This window comes from Vibrio sp. AK197, from assembly GCF_053903115.1.
On record NZ_CP096429.1, the window covers coordinates 310,272 to 335,099 of the forward strand.

The following is a 24,828-nucleotide window of genomic DNA, read 5'->3' on the forward strand; positions in this document are numbered from 1 at the left end:
GAATGCAAAATCCTCCATCACTTTTAATGGTCGAAGCGCAACTAATTTAGCGCCCTCGGAGCTCGAGCGGCTTAGACGAAGTTATGAGTCTGAACTCTTGAAGCTTGAAAGAAAAGAAATGGGTCAAGGGACCAAGACAATAAGGGTTATTGGATGAGGAGTAATACAATTCAACGGATGGTCGTAAATGAAATGCGTCGAATGTACGACTCAGGTAGTCCCGATCGGTTAACCTTTTCTTGGGATTCCAATTCTTATACTGCAGACCAAGTCAGTTATGCACAGTTAGAGTTATTAAGGGCCAGATCTAGGCATCAAGCCCGTAATAATGATTATGTAATTCGACTGATTCAAATCCTAAAAGACAATATCGTTGGTGCTCAGGGGTTTAAGTTACGTTCGAAGGTGATCGACTTCAATGGAAAGCCCGATCGGCCAGCGCGACAAGCGATTGAGCGCGCTTGGATGAGATTTGTTGAAGATTCAAATCTGGTTGAGATTGAGCAGTTGCTAATTGATGGGCTTGCGACTGATGGCGAAGCGCTCTGTTATCTTAGGGTGGAGCGCAATGGCAATATTGTTCCTACATTAATAGACCCAGTCCGGCTCGATATTAACTTTAACGAGGAGCTTGATAATGGAAATGTTGTTCGTATGGGAATTGAATATGATTCTCACGTAAATCCCGTTGCTTACCATATTAATGACGATTACCAATCTCACCACCCATCAGTCGGAGCGAGTCAAGAAAGCCAGAAACGCACACGAATTCCTGCTCTTCAAATGCTGCACCTATTCAGAAAAAACTTTATCGGCCAAAAGCGTGGAACACCATGGATTGCGCCTTCCTTAGGTCGTCTGTTTCAACTCGGCGAAGCAGAAAAAGCAGCTCTTACAGCGTTCAGGATAGGAGCGGCCAAAATGGGCTTTTTCCGCTCTGATGAAGATGAAGAATATACCGGTGATGGTGAGTCTGGGGACATGATGCTTAATGCCGAGGCCGGTACTTTTGAGAACATTGGTAGCCTCAAATTCGAAGCTTTTGATCCGACATATCCTTCTGGAGATTATGCTCCTTTTGTTGAACGTATCTTAAAAGGCGTTTCATCAGGCTTGGGTGTTGACTACCACTCTTTAGGTAATGATTTATCTGGCGTGAATTACTCCAGCGCTCGAGTCGGAATGTTGGAAACCCGAGAATACTTTAAGACAATCCAAGGTTGGATCATTCACTCATTTTTAAAGCCATTGTTTAAGTTATGGCTTGATACCTCTCTTTTGTATCAACGGATCACAATTGGTCAGCGTCCTCTATCTCGAGGACTTGATTACTACCTTCCTGCTCAATTTGTTGGACGTCGTTGGGACTGGGTGGACCCCAAGAACGAGGCTATGGCCAAAAAGACTCAATATGACATGCGGACGGTTTCCCTCTCACAAATTATCCGAGAGCGTGGTGATGAGCCCGAAGATGTATTCCGAGAGATCGCGGAAGAAAACGAGCTAATGGAACAGCTAGGTATATCGGCTCAACAAGTGCTGAGCAAACTGGAGGCAGAAGATGAGCCCAAAGAAGATACAGAATGAATCTCTTACGCGCTCGATTTTACTGGAGGGAGAACGAGAGTTTGATTTAGAGAAACGAACCGTTGAAGTTGCTTTCTCGTCTGAAATCGAAGTCGAGCGTTGGTTTGGTATCGAAGTACTCGACCATGCGCCTGAGTCTGTCAATTTGGAACGATTGAACTCTGGTGGCGCAGTTTTAATGGACCACAACCGCACTGATCAAATTGGTGTAGTTGAGATCGCATACATCGGCAGTGACCGTCGGGGACGGGCAACGCTTCGTTTTGGTAAAGGCAAGCGTGCTGACGAAGTATTTCAAGATGTCGTGGATGGTATCCGAAAGCACATCAGTGTTGGTTACAACATTCAAAAATACGAACGAACAAAGGGCGAAAATGGCGCTCCGGACACAATTCGTATTACTCAATGGGAACCAACGGAAATTTCTATTGTTGCTGTGCCAGCTGACGCGAGTGTTGGTGTTGGACGCAGTGAAGAATCTTTATTTGAAAACAAGGATAACAGTGATATGTCTGAACAATCGACATCTACGACGGTGCCCGACTCACAAGAAGAGCGTCAGGTAACCACTCAGGTTATGCCTGAACCAATTAACTTAGAAAATATTCGACAACAGGAACGTCAACGTCTCATTGAACTCGAGCGAGCTGCATCCGGGACTAGTTGGGATTTATCTGAGTTGAAACGCGAGGCGATTGAAAAAGGATGGAATGTAGATCAGTTTCGCTCAAAATCATTTGAGTTTATTGCGTCACAACCAGCTCCTAAAGCGGGACATACTGGAGAAGAAATGCTTCGCAAAGAACATCGAGAATATTCTCTAGTACGCGCTTTAAATGCCCAACTGTCAGGTGATTGGTCAGATGCCGGTTTTGAGCGAGAGATGTCACAAGAGCTGATTCGTCAAGGTGGCTCTGTTGTAGGTGGTGGTCTTGTTGTACCGATGAGTGTTTTAACGGGGGTACGGTCAGATACCGATAACGCGAGTGGCCTGATCGGAACGCAGCATATGGCGAACCAATTTATTGATGTTCTCAGAGCAAATACTTTGCTTGGTCGTTTAGGTGCCCGATTCTTACCAGGGCTGAATGGCAACTTATCAATGCCAAAGAAAACGGCGACATCTCAATTTGGCTGGGTAGCCGAAAAGGAAAACGCCGAAGAGTCTGAAGTTACAGTGGGTAATATCACCATGAGCGGTAAGCATGTGGGTGGTGTCGTGCCAATGACTTTTGAACTTATGCGCCAATCGTCTCCTGCAATCGAACAAATTGTTCGAGAAGATATGCTCACAGGGATGGCTTTAGCAATTGACTTAGCTGGCTTTATCGGTACAGGCGCCAATAATCAACCGCTTGGTATTCTCAATACGGCTGGCGTTCAAACTGTCGAGTTAGCGGATGCAGATAATCGTATTCCTTCCTGGGAAGAGATTGTCAAAATGGAAGGTAAGCTCGACGACGTAAATGCCCTTATGGGATCTCTAGCTTACGCTTTCCGTCCAACTGTTTATTCCGCTCTCAAAACAACTAAAAAAGATGCGGGGTCGGGTCGATTTGTTATCGAGGGCAGTGAGTGTAATGGATACAAAGCACATAGCTCTACACAAATGCCAGTTGGTGGTTCTCTCTTTGGTAACTTTGCTGATGTGATGGTTGGTACCTGGGGGATGGTTGAACTTATCCCTACCCGAAATAGCAAAACTGGTGGTTTAGATATCGGGTGCCATCAAATGGCTGATGTCGCTATCCGAAACCCACAATCGTTTGTCAAAGGTGTTGCCGCTAGCGCCTAACACTATGCCCCATTTGAACGTGGGGCATTCTCCAGAGGTATTTTCAATGGACAAAGTAAAATTAAAAATCACACGTGGCACTGTTATTGGTAAAGACATTCATGCCGTTGCTGACGAAGTTGTTGAAGTCGATGTGGATACAGCAACAAATTTGCGCCAAGCCGGCGCGGCGATTCTTGCAGACAAAGACGCGAAAGTAGGGAAAAGCGCAAAGCAACAAAGTAAGTGATGACCATGAGTAATTGGCAAGCATGTGTCAGTGAAATGGACCGGGCTCTAATCAATGAGTTCTCTATTCCTGTGATAGTTCACCAGGGAAATGATCATCGAGAGCTAAAAGGGGTATTTGATAACCCATCTGTTTTAAGTTCTATTCCTGGTGGTGGATACGTTTCTTCGCAAGAAGCTGAGCTATACGTAAAAGATGTTGACGCCTTGGGTATTGAAGTGCGTGACCTGGTCACGGTAGCGAATAAACAATGGATTGTTATAAAGCCTTCTGAGTCGGATGGCACGGGGTTAACCAAACTTGTTCTAGGGGTCAATAATGGACAGCAATCTCCAAGCGTTGAAATTCGATATTGATCTTGACGAGTTACATGCTGTTCAACAAATGCTTGGCGCCACCGATAAGGAATTTAATCAGGCATACAGTAGAGCGTTATCTAGAACAGCTGTTACTTTAAATAAGCTAGGCAGGCAACTAGTTCGCGATGATCTCAAGGCGCAAAGCATTAAATCTATACGCAATAGACTACAGAAATTTAGGCTCAATAAGAGTGGCAAAGCGTTTGATGAATTACGCCTGTGGTTTGGCCTTAATGATCTATCCGTTGGACATTTAAAGGGAAAGGTAACCCGACTCGGAACAAAAAGGAAACCGGCAGGGGCAATGTTCACTCCTGCATCCTCCAGATTGCCCACTTACCGTAATGATAAAGCGTTTATTGCCAGGTTCGGAAAGCGTCGCAGTATATACAGTCGTGTTGGTAAAACGCGTTTTCCAATCAAAGAGGGAGAGTTACCAATACAAGAAGCGATTCAGGTCGACATAGAAGACCAGATATTTGCTCAAGTGCCTGAGATTTTTCTCAGGCATTTTTCTTTGGATCTTAAGGGGAGGGTTTCACGACGATGAGTGATGGCATTCATTTAACCCATTATCACCAAATGATCGTTAAGTGGCTAAAAGAGCACGTCAATTGGTTGCAGTTAGTGGATTTTTATCCAGAAACGGAAACGGCGTTACCTGTGCCATGTGCTTTCTTTTCTGTGCAAGATTGGGAGCGAAGCGAAGATCAACGAATGAATGGGCAGCTTACGGTTACCTTGAGTTGCGAATTACTGGCAGTTTTGGGTATTGCAGAAGATAAATACCAATTAGACATACGAAATGCAGCGATGGCCTTGGCTATCGCTGTCGAAGGAGAGCGTTTCGGTCTACCGGTAGAGCCTGCAGTGTTCAGTTCGGCCGAGCCTGACGCCTTTAATCCTGAGTTGGATGATTATGCTGTGTGGTCAATCCGTTTCACTCAAGAGATCGATATAGGAAAAGACGAATTTCAATATACCGGTGTTACTCCTTCAACAGTGAAGGTTGGTTATGTGCCTAAAGTGGGATTGAACGACCAAGATTCATATGAGCAAGTAACTGATGAGCGAACTTAATTACATTGTCCGTGACATTCAGCGGCGGCTAAGCAATATGGTCAAACGAGGAAGAGTTCATAGCGTTGATTTTTCAAAAATACCACCAAGAGTACGAGTCGAATATGCCGAGAACGCAGTAACCGGATGGCTACCTTGGGTATCCGGATTGGCGTCAGTTAAAGGGCGCACTGATTGGAATCCTCTCTCTATTGGTGAGCAAGTTCTTATCATATCAGAAGGCGGAGATCTATCTTCTGGAGTCGTCATTGGATCTTTGCTCGATTCTACTAATACCCCTCCAAGTCATTCTGAATTTGAGCATATGACTCAATTTGATGATGGGACTTCATTTTCCTACAACCGAAAAACGCATGAATTGAAAGTAGATATTAAAGGGGCGCTTTCTCTATCTACAAGCGGGAAGTTGGATATATCCGTTGAGGGGGATGCTTATATCTCTTCACTCGGGGCTGTTTCTGTGGAATCTAAGGATTCCTTATCAATCAATTCCGGTGGTGATATCGATATTGAAGCGGAAGGTAACCTATCCCTTAAAGGCACAAGGATTGATCTTAACTGATGGCGTGGATACCAGAACAAACCGACCTGGAGCATAAAGACTCTGATTTGGCTATAGAGCACCTCATTTCTTACGAACCTGGAGTTAGTGAAGTTGTTTCGTCTTATCAGTGGACGCTACAACCCGAAAAACCAATCCAATTCAAAATTACAGCAGACAGTACAGGCGTAACACTGAAAGTGGCTTCCTTTAGCGGACTGTTTAAGCCGGATTATATTGACTATTGGACTCCTGAAGGCATCAAGCGTGTCATGTCCTGGGATGAAATGCCTTTAGGAAAGGAAATTATTGAGTTCAAACCAACATCTACTGCCAGCCGAATTTATCAGTTAGAAGTTATCGCAACGGTTATAAAAACACGTGAATCCACCCGCTACACAGAGGAAAGAAACCAGCGATTTAACATTGTGGTTTCGCATGATTATGACGAAGGAAAACGCCGGCTACAGGAGTACATGTTATGAGAGCCATCTCTCGACTTGGTGATGGTGGTACTGGGCATGGAGCTTTCGTTCCTCGCGCAAGTAACCAAGGTTCAGACAACGTATTTTGTAATGGCTTGCCAGTTCATCGGCAAAGCGATTCTTGGGCAGTGCACTGTGACCCGTCTCTTTCCTGTCATACAGGAGTTTTGTTACAGGGAGCTCAAAGCATATTTGTAAATGGCTTACCCATAGGCAGGGTTGGTGATCCTATTGAATGCGGTTCGCTTGTTGCAGCAGGGTCCCCAAGTGTCTTTGCTGGAGACTAACGATGATTGGTATGGACATGAATACCGGTAAGCGCTTAAGCGGAGTCGAGCACCTAAAGCAATCTATTCGCAAGTTACTTTCAACACCTCTGGGCTCTCGAGTGATGAGGCGTAATTACGGAAGCAAGCTCTTTGAGCTCATTGATAATCCCACCAATCCAGAAACAGTTGCGGACATTATTTCTGCTACCGCTGAGGCATTAAATGCTTGGGAGCCTAGGATTCGAGTTAATCGAGTTGAGGTTCAAAGTGCATCGAAAGGGAAAGTTACTTTAGCGATTACAGGTATTTATTTGCCCAATGGTGAAAGCATTACGATGGAGGGGATTCAGATCGAATGAGTATTCAAGATTTATCATCATTACCGGCGCCATCGTTACTCGAAGAGATCAGCTACGAGTCAATTCTATCTGAAATGGTAGATAGGCTTGTATCGGTAAACCCTGAGTTCTCTGCTCTGGTGGAGTCAGACCCCGCATATCAGGTGCTTGAAGTCGCAGCTTATTTCAGAATGCTCGATCGGCAACGAGTCAATGAGGCAGCTCTTGCGACGTTGCTGCCATACGCTTCAGATACCGATTTGGATAACATTGGAGCTCGGTATGACGTTGCCCGTTTAGTGATTTCTCCCGCTGATAGCTCTATCGTTCCTCCAACGGAAGCGGAGTTAGAGCCAGATACTGACTTTCGGCGCCGAATCCTATTGGCTTTGGAAGGCATCTCAGTGGCGGGACCAACGAACGCCTATTACTTTCACGCTCTATCGGCCGACCCGTTAATTGCGGATGTTAGTGCAACAAGTCCTAACCCAGGTGAAGTTTTAGTGACTATTTTATCGAGAAACGACAATGGAGAAGCAAGTCAGGAGCTGATTGAAATCGTGCTAAATGCACTCAATGCAGAAGATGTCAGACCGTTAACCGATGAAGTGATTGTTCAATCAGTAAAGCTGGTGGAATACAGCGTTGATGCCACCATTTATGTTGATGACTCTCCAGAATCTGAGCCTATCGTTGAAGAAGCGCTTGTTAGTCTGGATCGCTATATCAATGGTCAGTTTCGGTTGGGTAGGAGTATTCGGCGCAGTGCAATAATGGCTTCTCTCCATGTCACAGGAGTACAGAATGTCGTTCTTACTGAGCCTCAAGAAGATATTCTGATATCTAAGGAGCAAGCAGGGCATTGCGTCCAGGTTGTGGTAAGTAGTGGAGATCTTGATGAGTAGTATTTTGCCGCCAAATGCCACGAAGTTAGAAAAAGTACTCGTAGATGTACTCAATTCACCGCTAGAAGTTTCTATCCGAGATTTATGGAATCCTCAAACGTGTCCTAAGGCGTTTCTTCCCTATTTAGCTCAAAGCTATTCTGTGGATCGCTGGGACTCCAATTGGAGTGAGCAAGAAAAACGAGCAGCTATCGAAGCCGCATTTTATGTTCACAAACATAAGGGAACCATTGCTGCAGTAAGGCGAGTCGTAGAGCCCTTTGGTTTTTTAATTAATGTCGTTGAGTGGTGGGAAAAATCACCTAAAGGCAGACCTCATACATTTGAGTTGATCATTGGTGTATCGGGCAAGGGAATTACCGAGGCTGTCTACCGCCAAATGACAGACCTTATTGAAGACGCTAAACCACTTCGAAGCCACCTATTAGGGCTTGATATACAAGCTCAGACGGTAGGGATAATTTTCATTGGCGCTGTTAACTATTGTGGCGACATTACAACAATTTATCCCTACCTCCCCACACTAATCAGTGTTGAAGGAAATTACTACCAAGCACATGGCCAACATATTATAGATGACGCGAGTGTATATCCTTTATGAGTACCTATTTCACAATCTTAACGACGGTAGGAGAAGCAAAGCTCGCTAACGCAACTGCGCTAGGACTTACTGTCAAATTGACTCAGATGGCCATAGGAGATGGCAACGGCAGTTTACCGACACCGCAACAGGAGCAAACGGCCTTAGTTAACGAAGTAAGGAGAGCAGCCCTTAATTCTGTCGATGTCGATAAAGATAATCTGAATTGGATTGTCTGCGAGCAAGTTCTACCAGAAAGCATCGGCGGTTGGACTATTCGAGAAGTCGGTTTGTATGACGAAGATGATGACTTAATTGCTATAGGCAATTTCCCTGAGACTTATAAGCCGATACTTGCGGAAGGCTCAGGTAGAACTCAGACGATTCGGATGGTTTTACAAGTCAGTGCCACTGCATCGGTTGAGCTGAAAATTGATCCTTCAATTGTACTTGCGACGAGAGAGTATGTTGACAAGAAAGATGCAGCACATGTTGCGGCGGTTGATCCACATCCTCAGTATGTTTTAAAAGCGCAAGCTCAGTTTGAACCTTATGACAATTCACGTATTTATACCTGCGGTGAAGTCTGTACCACTTTAGAAAAAGGGGAGCTGTTGTACTGGCAATGGTACTCGAATCTTGAATCTCTAAGTGGCAAAAGCCCATTAGATGAAAGCAACCGTCAAGTGGGGTGGTCTGCGATAGATAAGCCTTTCTATTGGATTCCTTACAAAGGTGACATTACGGGAATGCCATTTTACTGGCTTGATGTATCTGCGCCTGAGTGGGCGGTTATGGAAATCAACGTAGATCTCCCAGTACGAGTCTATTGGCGATTGGCTCGTTTGTATCCTGAGTTAGTTTTTACTGCCGATGACGTTGAATACATCAATACTGGTGAGATTCGAGGTGAATACCTCAGAGTTCTAGATCAGGGACGAGGTATTGATGTTGATCGTGCTTTAGGTTCTTCGCAATCTGCGAGTGGTGGAGGCTTAGCTCAACTAGCCACAGGTGGATGGACAGGTAATGTCCGGCGTGTTGTAGATGTTCCATCTGATGGTAGCTGGAGTGAATATACCAGTACTGGCCGTTCTACACCGTATTCGGTTGGCGTAAGAGCAAGAAATTCCACTGATGGTGTCAATGTTCGAAATGTCGCTCGGCCCATGGCGATAGCCATTTAAGGATGACTTATGGTTGAAACAAAAAAATACTGGATGGTTGACCCGTCCACTTTCGTTATCTCACAAGAGTCCAATATTGCTGAATATCGTGGAGGCTTATTTCATGTTCCTAGAAACGCAACAACAATCAAACCTTTGGATGCGGGAGCTGGATACGTAGCTGTTGCGACAATGAATGATACAGGGCAGTTTATTGGCTCAGAGATTGTAGAAGATCATCGTGGGAAAATAGCTTATGCCAAAACAGATTGTTTGGTTGAACAGGTGGTTAAGCAGCTTGGACCATTAACGGAAGGTTGGACTCTCGAAAAACCGCTAACTCACTTTGATGAGTGGGACGGTGAGCGTTGGGTCACCAACGAAAGTAACCAATATATCGAAAGGTACAATAAAGTAGATGATGAGCGTCGAGCTGCCTACGTTGAAATGGTTTCGCCGTTAACAGAAGAAGCTTATATCAAGCGTTATTTAATCAAATCAGAAGCGGCTATATCCGAAGCCGAAGAGTTGGAAAAACAGGCTCTAGCCGCAAGAAAGAAAATTCAAGAAGAGCACCCTTGGCCTGAGCCAATTGAATCCTGATAGCCCGTCTTAATGACGGGCTTTTTAATACCATTAAGGTAGGAATTATCCATGACACAATTTCTCCATGGCGTTGAGGTCATCGAAATCGATGATGGTTCACGCCCTATTCAAACTGTGAAATCGGCAGTCATTGGCTTGATTGGCACAGCGCCTAAGTCAGCACAAGCGACAGCTGCAACTTTGACGGTTGGTAGTTCTATTCTGAATGACGGCTTAGTTTTCACCGCTATATCGCCTGGGACGCAAGGGAATGCGATTAGTATTGAATTGACCGCGTTGCAACAAGCGAATCGTGATGTCGAGGTTAGCTTAAATGGACAAGCTATAGCAGTTTCATTAGCAACGGATGATGAGGGACGAATTAGTTCAACTGCCAGTCAAATCAAAGATATCTTTGACGATAACACTGAACTGAGTGCTTTAGTCTCTGTTACTACTCTTGGTTCTGGGACTGGTGAAGTCGCTCCTATTTCTAGGTCTTATCTGGCTGATGGTTCCGATGAGCCATTTCCTTTGGGCGTACCCGTGGCCGTTGCGGGTACGAGGAAAAGTATTGATGACCTCGGTGATGAAGGCACTTTAGCTGCTGCTTTAGATGACATTTTTGACCAAACCGGTGCCTTAGTAATTGTTGTTCGTGTTGCTGGTGGCAATTCTGATGCTGAAACCCAGTCAGCAGTTATCGACGGTATGCAAGGATGGTTAGACAGCCAAACACAAACTGGCTACACACCTCGGATTCTATGCGCACCTGAATTTAGTGAGTTTGATGCTGTTGCTTCTGAACTGGAAGCGAAAGCAAAACGGTTGAGAGCTATCGCCTATTTGGACTGCAGTCGTACATCGTCATATACCGATGCGATAAAACGAGCGCGTCAGTTCAGTGAACGAGTTGAACTTACATGGCCTTGGGTTGTTGTATACGACACGACGTTATCCAAAAACATAGACCGTCCATACTCTGCTCGAGCTGCAGGGTTACGTGCTCGAATTGATGGTGAAAAAGGGTTCTGGTGGTCCAAATCGAATCAACAAATTTATGGAATCGTTGGCACTACTCAACCAGTGGACTGGTCACTTGGTGACTCTGAAACGACAGCCAATATGCTCAATGAAAACAAGGTCAGTACCGTTATTCGACAAAGCGGTTTCAGACATTGGGGAAATAGGACGTGTAGCTCTGACCCAAAATGGACTTTTGAGCAAACTCGTCGTACGGCCGATTTAATCAATGACAGCGTCCAAACGAATCACTTATGGGCGGTCGACCGAAATATAACCAAGACATACGTCGAAGATGTGGTCTCTGGTGTCAATTCGTACTTGCGTGAACTCAAATCGTTAGGAGCCATTCTTGGCGGTGAATGTTGGGCGGATAGCGAAATCAATACACCGGCAACCATTCAAAAAGGGCTGGTTTACTTCGACTTTGATTTTTGTCCTCCATATCCGGCTGAACACATCGTATTCAGAAGCCGGCTCAATAACGATTACCTAGAAGAGGTGTTTAACTAATGGCCGGTGATAACTTACTGAACAAATGGTCCATTTGGGTTGATGGTATTGGCAAGGCTGGAAACGCAAAAGAGTACACACCACCAGTGTTAGAGGTACTGACGACTGACTTCCAAGCTGGTGATATGGATATGCCGGTTCCTGTCGATGATGGAATGTCTCCGATGGAAACGACCTTTTCTCTCTTTGGTATCGATATGGCTGTACTCCCTCTGTTTGGGTTTCGGCAAGGTTCGCGTACAGCGGTTTCTGTCCGTTCCACATATACAGACCGAGCCGGCAACGCAATGGACTTGGTTGAAGAGCTCGGTGGAATGATTACCAAAATTGAGCGAGACACTCAGGATACAGGTAGCCAGCGTGACAAAGCCATGAAAGTCACAATGAAGCTAGATTACTACAAAGTTGTCAGCGCTGGTGTCGTACTTATTGAAATTGACCCAATTAATCATGTTCGTAGTTTAGGGGGCATCGACATGCTTGAAGGTATTCGCGCTGCCTTGCAATTATCGTAATGGAGAACCATATGACTTACCCAGTTGAAACGGTAGATATTAAATTGATTTACCCAGTCTTTTTTGAAGGTAACCAAGTAGAAACTTTAAAAGTACGAAGACCTAAAGTTCGCGATCAACTTATTGCTGACAAGCAAAACGCTAACGAAGCGGATAAAGAAATTCACTTGATGTCGTTACTCGCTGGAGTTGACCAAGCTCTGATTCAGGAATTGGATTTAGATGACTATGGTCAACTGCAGGAGGCTATCGTGGGTTTTCGGAAGAAAGGCTCACAGAGCGAGACATCCAACGCGGAGTGATGTTATTGGCCAGTCATACAGGCTGGTCCCTCAGTGAGCTGCTCGACCTTCCTCTCAGTACCCTAATCGATTTCATAGAACTACTTCCCAAACGAGATAACCATGGCCACTCAAAATCTTAGAACTGTCGTAACGCTCGGTGGTGCGGTTGATAGTAGCTTTAGCAAAATAGGTTCTACTTTTACTGCGTCGATGGGCAAGGCAACGAAGACCGTCAAAGAACTAGAACGTGAACAAAACAAGTTAACTAAAGAGATTCGCAAATCCAAATTAGCCGGCGCGGATGTAAGTTTGCTAACTCACCGTTACCGCCAGTTAGGACAAGAGCTTGATGATGCCAGGGATAAAGCGGATGCATTCGACCGAGCAGCTAATGTCGGAAAGAAGTTTCGAGGTATTGCGACTGCAGGAGCAACAGCAGTAGGGAGTATTTGGGCCACGGGTACTGCGTTGGCTGGACTAATGACAATTACCAATCAAAATACCGCGAGTATGACTGGTATGGCCCAAGCTTACGACATGAGTATCGACCGTTTCAAAGCGTGGAATGGGGTTGCTCAACAAGCGGGGCTAGAGGGTGAGAACGTCGGGGATTTGATTGAAGAGCTCACCAATAAATTTGGTGAGTTTAAAGCGTTGGGAGAACAATCTTCAGTCGCTGACGTGTTTGGCGCTTTGGGGATCGAGCAGTCGATGATGGATGGAATGGCCGCTGCTGATCAATTTGAATTTATCATGTCGAGGTTGGAGAGCGTAGGAGACAAACAACAAGCCGCCTCGTTGGCTGATATGTTATTCGGTGGAGAGGGCAATAAGCTTGTTACGTATATCCGAAATACGGGCCAAAGCCTGGACAGCCTTTTGGATAAGCAAAGATCGTTTAACCTATTAAGTCAAAGAGGTGCTGATGGCGCCGTTGCCTACGGTAATGCATTTCGAAATCTAACATCTGTTGTTCAAAGTGCTTGGCAAGAAATCGCGGGTATTGTTGGTGGAGAGATGTCGAAAGACATTGAAACGCTAGCTACCGATATTGGGAAGTACATTCGAGAGAATAAAGAAGCGGTCGCCGGCACCTTAAAAAGTCTTGTTTATGGCGCTAAGGATTTCACGCTTGCATTATGGAGCTTAGGCTCTCGAGTCAATCAAGTTGTGCAGCTTTTTGGAGGCTGGGAAACGGTCGGTATTGCAGTGACGTCTCTGATCGCTGGAAAAATGATTATTGGTCTTGTTTCTTTAGGTTCTACGTTATTCAGCTTGGTTAGGACTGTAGGCTTAATGAAAATGGGCATGGCTGGATTAAATGTGGTTATGGCCGCGAATCCGATAGGTTTAGTTATCGCCGCTGTAGCGGCACTTATTGCTATAGGGATTTCTCTGTATACACATTGGGACGCTGTTACCTCCTTTTTTCAAGAGAAATTTAATTGGTTTAAGACTGAGTTTCCGGCGACTTTCGAATTTCTGAAGAAGCTATGGGATTGGTCACCTTTAGGACTCATCATCAACAACTGGAGTGGGATAACAGATTTCTTTAAAGGGCTATGGGGTGGCATCACTGGCTTATTTGAATCTGGCATAGCAAAAATCACAGGCGTTTGGGAGACCGTTACGGGATGGCTTGATGCTATTAAATTTTGGGATGACTCCGATTCTAAAATAACAGTCAGCCAGAAAGTCAATGAAGCTCGAGATCGAAGTCAGAGTGCTCGAGCTCAGGAGGCTATATCTAGCCGTTCTAACCCAGAACGAGGAAATACGGTTAACCAAAGTGTTGGGGAGATCAAAGTCTATGCTTCTCCTAGCCAGTCACCTCAAGAAGTTGCTCAGGCCGTTCACTCCCAATTGGGAGGCTATCAGAACAGTGCTTTATATGACTTACCGGAGGCAAGTTAATGGCGAGCGTGATGCTATCTCTTGGTGGTTTCAAATTTCATATAGAAAGTGCGGCTTACAATGAGCTTATTCGAACCTGGCAATGGCGCTGGGCAAATCAATCTAGAGTTGGCGTAAATGATCTACTTCAGTACACCGGCCAAGCAGCAACAAAGATATCTCTCAGTGGCCGAATAGCCCCGTTGTTCCGAGATGTTGGTACCCAACAAGTGAATTCTCTAGCCAGCTTAGGTAACCAAGCTAAGCCGTTACTTTTAATTAGTGGTCTAGGTGATGTTTTGGGCTATTGGGTCATGACGAACCTTACCGAAAATAACAATAAATTTATCCAGGGTGGTGTGCCCAGGGGGCAGTCTTTTTCTTTGGAGCTTTCGTTTTATGGCGATAATTTATCAAACCCGTGACGGCGATGTATTGGACGATATTTGCTGGCGCTATTATGAGAGAGTAAATGTCGTGATCGACGTTCTTAATGCCAATCCTGGGATAGTGGAATATGGAGCAGTTTTGCCCAAGGGATTGAAGCTTGTTTTACCAGAGATAAGTAAAGCGTCAGATGAAGAGATAATTAGTTTATGGGATTAGCTTACAAGCCGGACTTCAAATTGACCGCTGATGGTAAGGATATTTCAGACATCATTGCAAAGAACTTGATCAATCTAACATTAACAGATAAAGCCGGTAACGAATCCGACCGGTTATCTATTGCACTTAGTTGGCCAAGCAATCATAAGACTCCAACTAAAGGTGCTGTACTCAAGTTATCAATAGGGTTTGAAGGACAGCTGGTGGACAAAGGTCAGTTTGTCGTTGATGAAATAAATATTAGTGGTCCTCCGAGGCGGCTTCAAATTGTCGCAAATGCAGCTCCCATGGATAGCACAAAACAACTGGGTAGCTTACAAGCCCATAAAACCAGAAGTTGGGATTCTGTAACTCTTGAAGATGTATTGAAGACCACGTCCAGTGAGCATGGCTTAATACCGAGAATGAGTAATGATTTTTCCCAAATTGCAATTGAGCACCTCGATCAGATAAATGAAAGTGACATGAGTTTAATGACTCGGCTTGCTCGGCGCTATGGCGCTATTAGTAAACCAATGAATGGTTATTGGTTGTTTCTTAAAGAAGGGCAACAAAAGTCGGCCTCTGGAAAGACCTTACAGAATTTCACTATTACTCGCGAAATGATTTCCAACTGGCAGTACAGAGACTCTAGTCGGAATGATTCAAAACGTATTGTGGCAACTTATCATGATGTGAAAGGTGGTCAAACAAAAGAAGTATCGGTGGGCAGAGGAGAGCCAGCTTTTAGGATTTTATTTAAATATTCAAATTATGAAGATGCTGAGTTTGCTGCTGTTTCAATGTTTCATAAAAGATCAAAAGGCTCTGAGTCTTTGGAAATCTCTGCACCTTTAACACCTGACCTGATCCACTTATCAACAATGTGTGTAGTACATTGTGTTGGAGTAGGGGAGAAAGAAAATCGTGATTGGCACGTTAAGTCTATAAAGCTGTCAATCAACGAGGGGGGCTCTGACATTTCTATATTAGCAGGAGCTTAATTATTGTTAAGAATAACTGACTTATTCTTAAACTTGTTCTATATCAATAAGCTTAATCGTTTATTTGGTTTAATTATGAAAATGAGGGTTAGGGTTGCAGTTTTTTTTGATATTTCTTTGATTTTTAATATTAAATAATTGACTCAATATACTAATGTGCTACCTTTTGCATATAGATTCTATTTTTCTCTACTCTCTGAGTTCCGTCTTTTAGGCGGATTTTTTTTGGTCGGATTTTTGTAATAAATCTTCAATTACCCTATTCAAATCGAAAAGATTATCATTAAGAATATAAGTTTGCTCATTTAACTCATTGAGCACGATTTCATCATCATTTATTAATGATATAAATATCACGTAATGATTATTTACCCTTTCTAATGCTCTTTTAACGTTCGGTGCTGATGGGCTTATATTATTAATTATATTATTTAAATACGATAGATTTGATTCTATTTCTTTTACTTTTTCATTAATATTAAACTGGTTTTGGTTTATAAATTTATCATTTACCAATAGATCATAAATCTCACGTACGATTATTGTTAATTGTCTCACTATTATCAGTGCATCCATTAGGTTTGTTTCTTTTTCCATATTTTTTAGTAAAGATATTCCATAGTTTGTCATTAATGAAACAAAAACTATGACTAACACTATAAAAAATTCTGTCATGCGATCTCCCGTTAGGGATTTGATTATATTCAAGGTTGTTAAAAAAGCAGTGATTTCAGTCACATATATATTTTATATTGTCTTTGTTTCTATGAGTTTAATTATTTAAATAATAATGTATTTTTAAGTATAAGGTACATATGGTTTTATGCTGTTTTTCTTGTGTTAAATTTAAGAATTTTATATCTTTTGTGTATTTATAAAATGTAACTGTTATATTTTCTATTTTATAGTTTACAATGTTTTTTTTGTCTTTTTGTTAATTATCGCTGCTGTGTTTTTTTGAGTGGTTGTCAGGTTTATTAAGAATGCTTAACGTTTGTAGTTATAAGAGATATAAGCTAGTCTTTTTCGTATACGTTATAGTTAATTACCACAGATCAACGTCAGTTCGCAGGTAGTTTTATGTTTTTTAAAAAGAAGAAGAATGAGAAATCCATGCTAAGAGAGCAAAATTTTGCGCTCAATGATATCCAAGCGAGTCTTGAGAGCGATATGCTCCGGTTCTCTTTAGACGTAAATGGTAAGGTCACTTCAATAAATACAAATGTAACTCAGGAACTAGGATTAGTTGATAGTAATGTCACAGGGAAGGTCATAACCGATCTAGTGCCTATGGATGCCCGTGATACGAAACATTTCAAGCGAACAGCACAAGCGATAAAAGACAATAAGCATTGGAATGGCGCTTTTCAGATTGTGAAAGGGAATGGTGAAGAAGGGTGGCTACGAGCGATTCTTCATCCAGTGAAAAGTAGTGATGGCCAGACAAAAAGTTTCATTATGTTAGCTTCTGAACTGACACGCACTATTGAACGTTCAAGAGCTCAAGAAGATATGATGAAAGCGATTCATCGCTCGATGGCTGTCATAGAGTTTTCCCTGGATGGCATAGTTCTAACTGCCAACAATAACTTTCTATCTGCTGTTGGATACAAGTTAGAAGATATTACCGGGCAACATCACCGTATGTTTTGTTCTAGCGATGATGTTGAGACTTCTGAATATAAGGAGTTTTGGAGAAAACTAGCTTCAGGGCAATTTGTATCTGGACAGTTCAAACGAGTGGATAGTTATGGACAAGAGCTTTGGCTTGAGGCTTCCTACAACCCAATTCATGATGAAAATGGGAAATTGTATAAAGTCGTAAAATTTGCATCTGTTGTCACTGAGCAGATCCAGAAAGAGGTAGCTGCAAGAGAAGCCGCAAATATGGCAAGTTCTATTTCAGAAGAAACAAGAAAGCAGACAGAGCGTGGTGAACAGATTATTGCCTCAACTGTGCAAAACATGGAAGAGCTATCAGATTTGATGGAGCAGGCGAATACCGCAATTGATGCCCTCAATGAACATTCTCAAAAAATAAGTGAATTAGTTACTAGTATTAGTGGCATCGCTGATCAAACCAACTTACTTGCACTAAATGCTGCAATAGAAGCTGCTCGAGCTGGTGACCATGGGCGTGGTTTTGCCGTGGTAGCAGACGAAGTTAGGCAGTTGGCCTCTCGCACCAATACCACAACCGAGCAAATCGTCGCTATGGTACTTGAAAATTTAAGCAAAACAGAGAATGCTGTTAGCCTAATTTCTCAGTGTGAAAATCAGGCAAATAGCAGTCTGAAATTGTCTAAAGAAGCGGGAAGTGTTATCGAGGATATCCAAAGTGGTGCTGACCAAGTGATGTCAATGATTGGTGATCTAAACAGAAAAATGTAGTTACTGAGGTATGCTTTTTAAAGTTTTTATTTAAATAGCCCCAATTTCGCCCCAAAAGAAATTCATGTGATTTTAACTGTATGAAATTTAAGTAAAATAAACCTATTGTGCGTGAGATGTTCGAGACTTGGTATAAGATGGCGAGCCTCATTCAATCAGGCCTCGATCTGACGCCAATTATCACTCACCATTACAAGATTGATGATTTCCAAAAAGGCTTCGACACCATGCGTAGCGGGGCTTCCGGAAAAGTTATTCTAGATTGGGAATAATCAAGTTAAGAATTTTAAGCGCTCCGATTGGGGCGCTTTTTTTGTTTGTGTCTAGAAATCATCAGATGGAATAAATAGTCCATTGAACCGCCCAAAAAGCCCTAATTTAGTTCCAGATAGAGTAGGTATTTTGACGACATAATCTCTCAGTCAGACTCTTGTGATTGACTCTGTTTGTGACTGAGCGTGAGCTAAGTTGCAAAATGTCTTCAGTCTAAAGAGGAATGGTTAACAAACGGAGCTATTGGTCGCCCGTTTCTTATGGAATTAATTACATAGGGTTAACGATGAATAAGATAGTTTTTGCTTTGTTACTGATCTCTCCTATTGTTGCAGCGGAGACGGTATCTACTGAAGCGTATAAAAATATGTCAGTGTCCGTTCAATCATTGAGCTCCTCAAATACTTTTACGATCGATAGTGATTGGGGAAGTACCGAGGTTGATGATGACAGTGAGGCTTACGCTTTGCGTTTATCTTGGTATAGCGAAGATGCGTCATTCTGCGAGGTGTGTGAGCGTGTTTACTTTATTGAATACATGAGTGAAGAGTTTGATTTGGGGGTCTACGATTCTGATAATAATAACCTCGCGACTTTCTCGGTGGGCTTTCAAGAAGAATTTTCGATTCCTGCAGAGTCTATCGGTGGCATTGAGGGATTAACGCCATATTTTCAAATCGCATTAGGCCTCGGTTTCATGGATATATCCGGATATAGCGAAAGCAGCGCATCCACGCTGAGTCTCAAGGGAGATATAGGGCTTGCTTATTATATACAACCCGCATTGAGGCTACATATGGCGATTGGTTACCAGGGACGACATTGGACATCAGTCGATATGAGTGGCGTTGAATTGAGTATCGATGATCAGTCTGTCATAGGCAGTTTTGGCGTGTCATATCGTTTCTAGAGAACATTTATGTATAGTTAAGCAAAGCACCGAATGGTGCTTTTTTTGTGTCACGTCTATATTGATTATCACTTTTAAGCGCTTTATAAATATTTAATGCCAAATATATTGTGTCTGTAAAATGGCGAGTGTAATCAAGTCAAAATAAGATGTCTTACCGACTTTTATTACCTGAATTTTACACTTTATATTTATCCCTAATTAATTATTTTGATTAAATGTATTTTAAAATTCAATTATTTATACTTATATAAACTTTAGGTCTACATTTGGTGGGGTTGGTTATACTGAAAATGATAATGAACCAAAATTGTGCATCCCAGTTCTGTATGTGTAAATCGTATTTTTGGTAAAGAATAGAAGATGAATACAATAAAAGTTCATTGAGTTAATAGAAGCGAATTTCCTATCTCTTTGTCAGCCTATTCCCTATTAAGTCCTTTATTTATAAGGTTTGTTCGATTTTTGTTAGACGGAAAGAAAGCAATTTTTGAGAAAGCTCTGAGTTAATTTATTGAAAAAACAGCCCGTAAAAGGTTTAAGTATTCACACAAATTATAATATAGTCCTATACTGACAGTGTTTACTTATAGGTTAAAAAAATAAACTTACTTTCATACTTTTGGGTGATGTTTGAAATTGTTTGTTATTTGCATAATGCGCCCCTCACCCACCTGAATAATAGTCTTTTAGTACTGTTTGCTAATACATCTTTCGACTAAATGTTTTAATTTGATATAGTGGATGTAGTGTTTAGTATTAAGTTGACGATGCCGTATTTAGCGAGTGTAGTTTCGCTTTAATTACTCTTAAATATCAGGTGGTTTCATAAAATTTAAGAAGGTAGTCATAGTGAAATTAGTAGCCGACCGTATCATCTTAGCCTTGTTGTCATGTGTCATGCTTGCATTCAGTGCAACATCCTCTTTTGCGCAAGGCGATACTTACAAAGATGCATTTTATTGGAACAAACAGCTCAACCCTGGAATTAACCTAGATAATGCGTTTGTCATGAGAGATGGCAAATTACGTGCTATCGAAGAGAATCACCTAGCGCTCATCGCGTCAGCTGGCTTTAAGTCGGTACGTATTCCAGTTGTATGGTCAACATATACAGGAAGTAATGCGCCATATACGATTAAGCCTGCGTTCTTTGAGCGTGTGGATAAGATTGTCAATGAAGCTTTAGCGAATAACTTAATTCCGATTATTAACATTCATCACTATACCGCAGTGATGAAAGATCCAGCGGGTCAAGAGAAGCGTTTCCTGCGTATGTGGGAGCAAATTTCGCAACATTACGCCAATTATTCACCGAAGCTAATGTTTGAAATTCTGAATGAACCAAGCCAGAACCTAAATGGCGAAGTTTGGAATAGCATGCTAAATAAAGCGATTCGCGTGGTGAGAAAGACCAACCCTGAGCGTATCCTTTTTGTTGGACCAGGTTATTACAATAGCTATACCAAGCTGTCTGCGATTGAGCTGCCACGTGGAGATCATAACCTTATCATGTCATTGCATTACTATGATCCAATGAACTTTACGCATCAAGGCGCGGCTTGGATGGGTGACATTAGCGAATCATGGTTAGGCACCACATGGCGTGCGACTGAATATCAACGCAATCGCGTGATTGGCCATTTTGATATTGTTGCCGAGTGGGCGGAAAATAATGATGTGCCAATCCATATTGGTGAGTTTGGTGCGTATGACAAAGCGGATATGACCTCTCGTGTTAAATGGACTCGCTTTATACGTGAGCAAGCTGAAAAACGTGGTTGGTCATGGGCTTACTGGGAGTTCTGTTACGGTTATGGCATCTATGACCGTCACACAGATGAATGGAGAACTGACTTGCTTGATGCGTTGCTCCACTAATGATTTAAGCTAAGAAAACAGTCTCTATCAACGCAAAGCCGCCTAAACACTAGGCGGCTTTTTCTTTTGTTTAGTGTGTGTGGTACTGAGTGAGTTGAAACTGCTTAGGCGTAACACCAAATTGGTTTTTAAACAGACGAATGAAATGCGATATGTTTTCGTAGCCAAGCTCCATCGCTGTGTCAGTAACGGATAAATGTCCCAAATAATGTTTAGCTTGCTCGAGCTTTAATTGGGTTAAGTACGCTTTCGGGGTTTGATTGGTGATCAACTTAAACTTTTGGCTAAAATTCGACAGCGACATTTGAGCTTCTTCAGCAAGCTCAGAGACTGAGATGCTTTTTCCGTGATTTGCTTTCATCACGCGTATCGCTTTATTGATCGGGTGGTGCTGGTGATGCGATAAAATCTCGCGACAACCGCTTCGTTTCAACAGCTCATAGACCATTTCTTGGCACGTCAAATCAAGTAAGAAGTGAACGTTTTCATTCGAGGTTAGAAGCACCTCTTGGGCTCGCGCGTGTAATGTGTAGATGCGATCCTGCAAACCTTCGAGCTTGAATTGGCGATAATCAAGTTGGGAGTGCGTGTTCAACTCCAGCATATCACCAACCTTGGCGCTAACAGTATCGACCAATTTATCGCTAAATTCATAAACTAATGCCTTGGTGTACTCAGACATCGACATGTATACATTCGAATGAGGAGGCAGCAAAACGCACTGTTCTTTGCGGTACACAAACTGTTCTGACTGATTGATATGCACTTCCTTGGTGCCTTGCAAAATTGTGCACAGCCGAGGTGTTTCGTAGGAGCGATATTCGCCTTGAAAATGCTTTGGTAGGTCGTAGTAGAGCATATTGACGCTATCGGTCGATAACGCATATTGCGTTTCATCGATACGGCAGAAGCTATTTAAAGATTTCATCGCGTCTGAGTCGGTTTACGGAACAGTGGTGCTTATAGTAAAGGATTTTCATGCTTATGCCATTTTTTGCGCTTAAAAATGGGGTAAAGACGTGGTACATGGTGAATTGTAATTAGAAAAAAGCCCAAAGTCACGACGGTCGCGACAATGGGCGAGGAGATTCACTTGAACCCAGCTTTAGGCTGAATTGAGTGAGATTTTGCAGAGTCTTTGTTATTTACATCGCCGCTTTCAAAATGGCGACGATTTCTTCATGCGAGGCTTGTTTCGGGTTGGTGAACCCACAAGCATCGCGCAATGCGTTTTCTGCTAACACATCGAAGTCTTCTTCTTTCACGCCAAGCTCAGCAAGGCCTGCCGGAATCTGCACATCATTTGAAAGCTGGCAAATCGCATCAATTGCGGCACGTGTTGCTTGTTCGGCATTCATTGTTTGTGTATCGATTCCCATCGCTTTTGCTACATCGGCTAAGCGCTCAGTGGCTACTTGGCTGTTATAACGCTGCACATGTGGAAGAAGTACGGCATTACACACACCGTGTGGCAAGTCATAAAAGCCGCCCAATTGGTGAGCAATAGCATGCACATATCCCAATGAGGCGTTGTTGAATGCCATTCCCGCCATAAATTGGGCATACGCCATATTGTCGCGGGCAGTGATGTCTTCTCCTTGCTTAACGGCTTGACGCAAGTTGCCCTGAATCATCTCAATCGCTTTAATCGCAACAGCATCAGTGATCGGGGTCGCCGCAGTGGAAACATAGGCTTCAATGGCATGAGTAAGAGCGTCCATTCCGGTTGCTGCGGTTAGCGAGGCTGGCTTGGCTAGCATCAGTTCAGGGTCGTTTACCGACATCATTGGCGTGACGTGTTTATCTACGATGGCCATCTTAATGTGACGTTTTTCATCTGTAATAATACAAAAGCGCGTCATCTCTGAGGCGGTTCCAGCAGTGGTATTGACAGAAATGAGTGGTAGTTGAGGCTTAGCGGATTGGTCTACCCCTTCATAATCTTTAATTTCTCCGCCATTCGTTGCAAGCAGTGCGATGCCTTTGGCACAGTCGTGAGGAGAACCACCACCCAGTGAAATAACGCAATCACATTCGCTTTGTGAGAGTTTTTCTAAGCCAGCTTTGACGTTGTCTACGGTTGGGTTGGGTTTGGTTTCATCAAAAATGACGGATTCTACCCCAGATTGTTCAAGGAGCTGAGCCACTTTGCTAACCACACCCATTTTGTTTAGAAAGTGGTCAGTAACGATTAATGCACGTTTAAAGCCATGAGATGCAATGATGGTTGCCGCATCAGACAAGCAGCCTGGGCCCATTAAGTTAGAAGAAGGAATATAAAACATATTAGACATGGGTAGCTCCTGTGGCGTAGCCAATAAGATTCAATACAAATCTTTCACTTTAACCTGATACTTTGTAAGGAAAGCGAAACGATGGAGCTAGGCTATCAAGGAAAAATTTTCGAAACTAACGCGTTTTTAAACAAAATAGTTCGGATTTTTAAAACCCCGATTTTCCATTAGATCTAAATCAATAAAATGCTATTTAGTGTGATTGGTGTGGTTGTTACGCTGGATTGATGCCACTAAAAAATGGCTTGGTTAAAGTCGTCAACTAGGAAGTCAATCAGTTGGTGGACTGCATGCGTGAGATACTTACGAGATGGATAAAGTAAGTAAACACCGAGCTGTTCAAAACTGTAATCTTCGATGAGAGGAACAAGCTGTTGCTGTTTAATATAAGGGTCGACCACAAAGGTCGGCAGGCAAGAGATGCCTTCACCTGCTAAGGTGGCCTGCAGCAAAATCATCGCATCATTTGATGCCAGTTGACCTGAAATGGGAATTTCAAGTTGCTCATCTGTTTCTTTACCCTCTGTCGGAAGTAAGCGCCATGTGTGCCCTAAATTGGAATGTGTTAAGCAGTTATACTGCATCAAATCTGTTGGTTGATAAGGTGTACCCTGCTGCTCAAGATACCGTGGAGAGGCGGCAATAATGGATGCGCAGCGGCCAATTAAGCGCGCGACTAAGTTGGTATCATGCACATTACCGATTTGAATCGTGGCATCAAAGCGTTCTTTTGCAGGGTCGATGTGGCGGTCGGTGAGCGTTAGGTCGACCGATATTTTCGGATAATGGGCGAGAAAACGCCGCACAGCACGAGCGACATAAGAGTGGCCAAATGAAACGCTGCAGGCGAGCCGAATCGTCCCGTGGGGTTCACGGTGCGTATCACTGGTTAAGTACGTAATATCATCATTCACAGCCAGCATCTGGCGACAGTAAGGTAAAATGCTTTCGCCGGTGCTGGTCATGGTGAGATTGCGTGAGCTTCGATAAAGTAATTTGGTACCGAATGACTTCTCTAGACTCGCAATATGGCGGGATGCCATTGATTTAGAGATCCCCAATTTATTAGCCGCAGCGGTTAAACTGCCTAAATTGACCACCTCGACGAACACTCTGATCCCCGCAATTCGGTCCATGTGATCCTCTGACTGTTTCGATTTATGCAACTAATAGGTGCGTAAAATGCGGTTTATTTGTCTGATTTTTGCAATCATAATGGAATCAATGGTCGAGTGTTGGATCATAGATCGAATAAATGTAACCTTCTTCCTCACTATGACTGCACCCGTTTGTATACGCTGCACATCCTAACCCCAACGACTGATTGCCGTTTATTGCGCGTT

General features: G+C 43.1%; 28 protein-coding genes and 1 pseudogene. 25 read left to right on the forward strand and 4 right to left on the reverse strand.

Annotation, left to right across the window (positions count from 1 at the left end; translation table 11 throughout):
- Window positions 1-201 precede the first annotated feature (201 nt).
- From M1D72_RS01435 to M1D72_RS01535, 21 genes are all read left to right on the forward strand, one after another.
- A complete protein-coding gene (locus tag M1D72_RS01435; protein ID WP_456295269.1) occupies window positions 202-1,587 on the forward strand; it encodes a phage portal protein in 1,386 nt (461 codons plus the stop codon).
- Window positions 1,562-3,382, forward strand: coding sequence for a phage major capsid protein (locus M1D72_RS01440; RefSeq protein WP_456295270.1), 1,821 nt, complete (start codon window positions 1,562-1,564; stop codon window positions 3,380-3,382). The genes M1D72_RS01435 and M1D72_RS01440 overlap by 26 nt, the downstream gene beginning before the upstream one ends.
- 46 nt (window positions 3,383-3,428) lie before the next feature.
- Window positions 3,429-3,611: a hypothetical protein gene (locus M1D72_RS01445; RefSeq protein WP_390195116.1), complete on the forward strand. Its 183-nt coding sequence runs from the start codon at window positions 3,429-3,431 to the stop codon at window positions 3,609-3,611.
- A gap of 5 nt (window positions 3,612-3,616) precedes the next feature.
- Window positions 3,617-3,967, forward strand: a complete 351-nt coding sequence (locus M1D72_RS01450) for a head-tail joining protein (protein ID WP_456295271.1) — start codon at window positions 3,617-3,619, stop codon at window positions 3,965-3,967.
- Window positions 3,930-4,520 carry a phage tail protein gene (locus M1D72_RS01455; RefSeq protein WP_456295272.1) on the forward strand — a complete coding sequence of 197 codons (591 nt, stop codon included), beginning with the start codon at window positions 3,930-3,932 and terminating at the stop codon, window positions 4,518-4,520. Before M1D72_RS01450 ends, M1D72_RS01455 begins: the two co-directional genes overlap by 38 nt.
- Window positions 4,517-5,050, forward strand: a complete 534-nt coding sequence (locus tag M1D72_RS01460) for a hypothetical protein (protein WP_456295273.1) — start codon at window positions 4,517-4,519, stop codon at window positions 5,048-5,050. The genes M1D72_RS01455 and M1D72_RS01460 overlap by 4 nt, the downstream gene beginning before the upstream one ends.
- Window positions 5,037-5,612: a phage baseplate assembly protein V gene (locus M1D72_RS01465; protein WP_456295274.1), complete on the forward strand. Its 576-nt coding sequence runs from the start codon at window positions 5,037-5,039 to the stop codon at window positions 5,610-5,612. Before M1D72_RS01460 ends, M1D72_RS01465 begins: the two co-directional genes overlap by 14 nt.
- The gene (locus M1D72_RS01470) at window positions 5,612-6,076 is read left to right on the forward strand and encodes a hypothetical protein (RefSeq protein WP_456295275.1); all 465 of its coding nucleotides are present in this window, start codon (window positions 5,612-5,614) and stop codon (window positions 6,074-6,076) included. The genes M1D72_RS01465 and M1D72_RS01470 overlap by 1 nt, the downstream gene beginning before the upstream one ends.
- Window positions 6,073-6,363, forward strand: a complete 291-nt coding sequence (locus M1D72_RS01475; protein WP_456295276.1) for a PAAR domain-containing protein — start codon at window positions 6,073-6,075, stop codon at window positions 6,361-6,363. The genes M1D72_RS01470 and M1D72_RS01475 overlap by 4 nt, the downstream gene beginning before the upstream one ends.
- A 2-nt stretch (window positions 6,364-6,365) precedes the next feature.
- Complete coding sequence (locus M1D72_RS01480; RefSeq protein ID WP_456295277.1) at window positions 6,366-6,704, forward strand: GPW/gp25 family protein; 339 nt, start codon at window positions 6,366-6,368, stop codon at window positions 6,702-6,704.
- The gene (locus M1D72_RS01485; protein ID WP_456295278.1) at window positions 6,701-7,588 is read left to right on the forward strand and encodes a baseplate assembly protein; all 888 of its coding nucleotides are present in this window, start codon (window positions 6,701-6,703) and stop codon (window positions 7,586-7,588) included. The genes M1D72_RS01480 and M1D72_RS01485 overlap by 4 nt, the downstream gene beginning before the upstream one ends.
- Window positions 7,581-8,189, forward strand: coding sequence for a phage tail protein I (locus tag M1D72_RS01490; protein ID WP_456295279.1), 609 nt, complete (start codon window positions 7,581-7,583; stop codon window positions 8,187-8,189). Before M1D72_RS01485 ends, M1D72_RS01490 begins: the two co-directional genes overlap by 8 nt.
- Entirely contained in the window at window positions 8,186-9,355 is a 1,170-nt protein-coding gene (locus M1D72_RS01495) for a phage tail protein (RefSeq protein ID WP_456295280.1), read from the forward strand. The genes M1D72_RS01490 and M1D72_RS01495 overlap by 4 nt, the downstream gene beginning before the upstream one ends.
- Before the next feature lie 9 nt (window positions 9,356-9,364).
- On the forward strand, window positions 9,365-9,937 hold the full coding sequence (locus tag M1D72_RS01500) for a hypothetical protein (RefSeq protein ID WP_456295281.1): 573 nt from the start codon (window positions 9,365-9,367) through the stop codon (window positions 9,935-9,937).
- A 51-nt stretch (window positions 9,938-9,988) separates the two neighbouring features.
- The gene (locus M1D72_RS01505) at window positions 9,989-11,455 is read left to right on the forward strand and encodes a phage tail sheath C-terminal domain-containing protein (RefSeq protein ID WP_456295282.1); all 1,467 of its coding nucleotides are present in this window, start codon (window positions 9,989-9,991) and stop codon (window positions 11,453-11,455) included.
- Entirely contained in the window at window positions 11,455-11,970 is a 516-nt protein-coding gene (locus M1D72_RS01510) for a phage major tail tube protein (RefSeq protein WP_390195088.1), read from the forward strand. Before M1D72_RS01505 ends, M1D72_RS01510 begins: the two co-directional genes overlap by 1 nt.
- Before the next feature lie 11 nt (window positions 11,971-11,981).
- A complete protein-coding gene (locus tag M1D72_RS01515; RefSeq protein ID WP_390195086.1) occupies window positions 11,982-12,272 on the forward strand; it encodes a phage tail assembly protein in 291 nt (96 codons plus the stop codon).
- A 102-nt stretch (window positions 12,273-12,374) separates the two neighbouring features.
- Window positions 12,375-14,168 (forward strand): phage tail protein, encoded by a 1,794-nt coding sequence (locus tag M1D72_RS01520; RefSeq protein ID WP_456295283.1) that lies wholly within the window; start codon window positions 12,375-12,377, stop codon window positions 14,166-14,168.
- An 11-nt stretch (window positions 14,169-14,179) separates the two neighbouring features.
- Window positions 14,180-14,572, forward strand: coding sequence for a phage tail protein (locus M1D72_RS01525; protein WP_456295284.1), 393 nt, complete (start codon window positions 14,180-14,182; stop codon window positions 14,570-14,572).
- Window positions 14,547-14,753, forward strand: coding sequence for a tail protein X (locus tag M1D72_RS01530; RefSeq protein ID WP_456295285.1), 207 nt, complete (start codon window positions 14,547-14,549; stop codon window positions 14,751-14,753). Before M1D72_RS01525 ends, M1D72_RS01530 begins: the two co-directional genes overlap by 26 nt.
- Window positions 14,744-15,736, forward strand: coding sequence for a contractile injection system protein, VgrG/Pvc8 family (locus M1D72_RS01535; protein WP_456295286.1), 993 nt, complete (start codon window positions 14,744-14,746; stop codon window positions 15,734-15,736). Before M1D72_RS01530 ends, M1D72_RS01535 begins: the two co-directional genes overlap by 10 nt.
- Window positions 15,737-15,946: 210 nt before the next feature.
- On the opposite strand, the gene M1D72_RS01540 is transcribed toward M1D72_RS01535, so the two are convergent.
- Window positions 15,947-16,411 (reverse strand): hypothetical protein, encoded by a 465-nt coding sequence (locus M1D72_RS01540; protein ID WP_456295287.1) that lies wholly within the window; start codon window positions 16,409-16,411, stop codon window positions 15,947-15,949.
- Window positions 16,412-16,816: 405 nt separating this feature from the next.
- Here M1D72_RS01540 and M1D72_RS01545 point away from each other — a divergent pair, with 405 nt between their 5' ends.
- The 4 genes and pseudogenes from M1D72_RS01545 to M1D72_RS01560 all read left to right on the forward strand — a co-directional run bounded on the left by M1D72_RS01545 (window position 16,817) and on the right by M1D72_RS01560 (window position 21,191).
- Window positions 16,817-18,127, forward strand: coding sequence for a methyl-accepting chemotaxis protein (locus M1D72_RS01545; RefSeq protein WP_456295288.1), 1,311 nt, complete (start codon window positions 16,817-16,819; stop codon window positions 18,125-18,127).
- A 110-nt stretch (window positions 18,128-18,237) separates the two neighbouring features.
- Window positions 18,238-18,399 (forward strand): annotated as a pseudogene (gene tdh, locus M1D72_RS01550) (L-threonine 3-dehydrogenase); the annotation flags it as partial.
- 287 nt (window positions 18,400-18,686) lie between these two features.
- Window positions 18,687-19,310 (forward strand): hypothetical protein, encoded by a 624-nt coding sequence (locus M1D72_RS01555; protein WP_456295289.1) that lies wholly within the window; start codon window positions 18,687-18,689, stop codon window positions 19,308-19,310.
- Between the two features lie 852 nt (window positions 19,311-20,162).
- Window positions 20,163-21,191: a glycoside hydrolase family 5 protein gene (locus M1D72_RS01560; protein WP_390195068.1), complete on the forward strand. Its 1,029-nt coding sequence runs from the start codon at window positions 20,163-20,165 to the stop codon at window positions 21,189-21,191.
- A 70-nt stretch (window positions 21,192-21,261) separates the two neighbouring features.
- Here the strand turns inward: M1D72_RS01560 and M1D72_RS01565 are convergent, their stop codons facing one another.
- The 3 genes from M1D72_RS01565 to M1D72_RS01575 form a co-directional block, all read right to left on the reverse strand.
- Window positions 21,262-22,119 (reverse strand): AraC family transcriptional regulator, encoded by an 858-nt coding sequence (locus M1D72_RS01565; protein WP_390195066.1) that lies wholly within the window; start codon window positions 22,117-22,119, stop codon window positions 21,262-21,264.
- A 217-nt stretch (window positions 22,120-22,336) separates the two neighbouring features.
- A complete protein-coding gene (gene yiaY / locus M1D72_RS01570) occupies window positions 22,337-23,485 on the reverse strand; it encodes an L-threonine dehydrogenase (protein ID WP_456295290.1) in 1,149 nt (382 codons plus the stop codon).
- Between the two features lie 233 nt (window positions 23,486-23,718).
- Window positions 23,719-24,621: a LysR family transcriptional regulator gene (locus M1D72_RS01575; protein WP_456295291.1), complete on the reverse strand. Its 903-nt coding sequence runs from the start codon at window positions 24,619-24,621 to the stop codon at window positions 23,719-23,721.
- Between the last annotated feature and the right edge of the window lie 207 nt (window positions 24,622-24,828).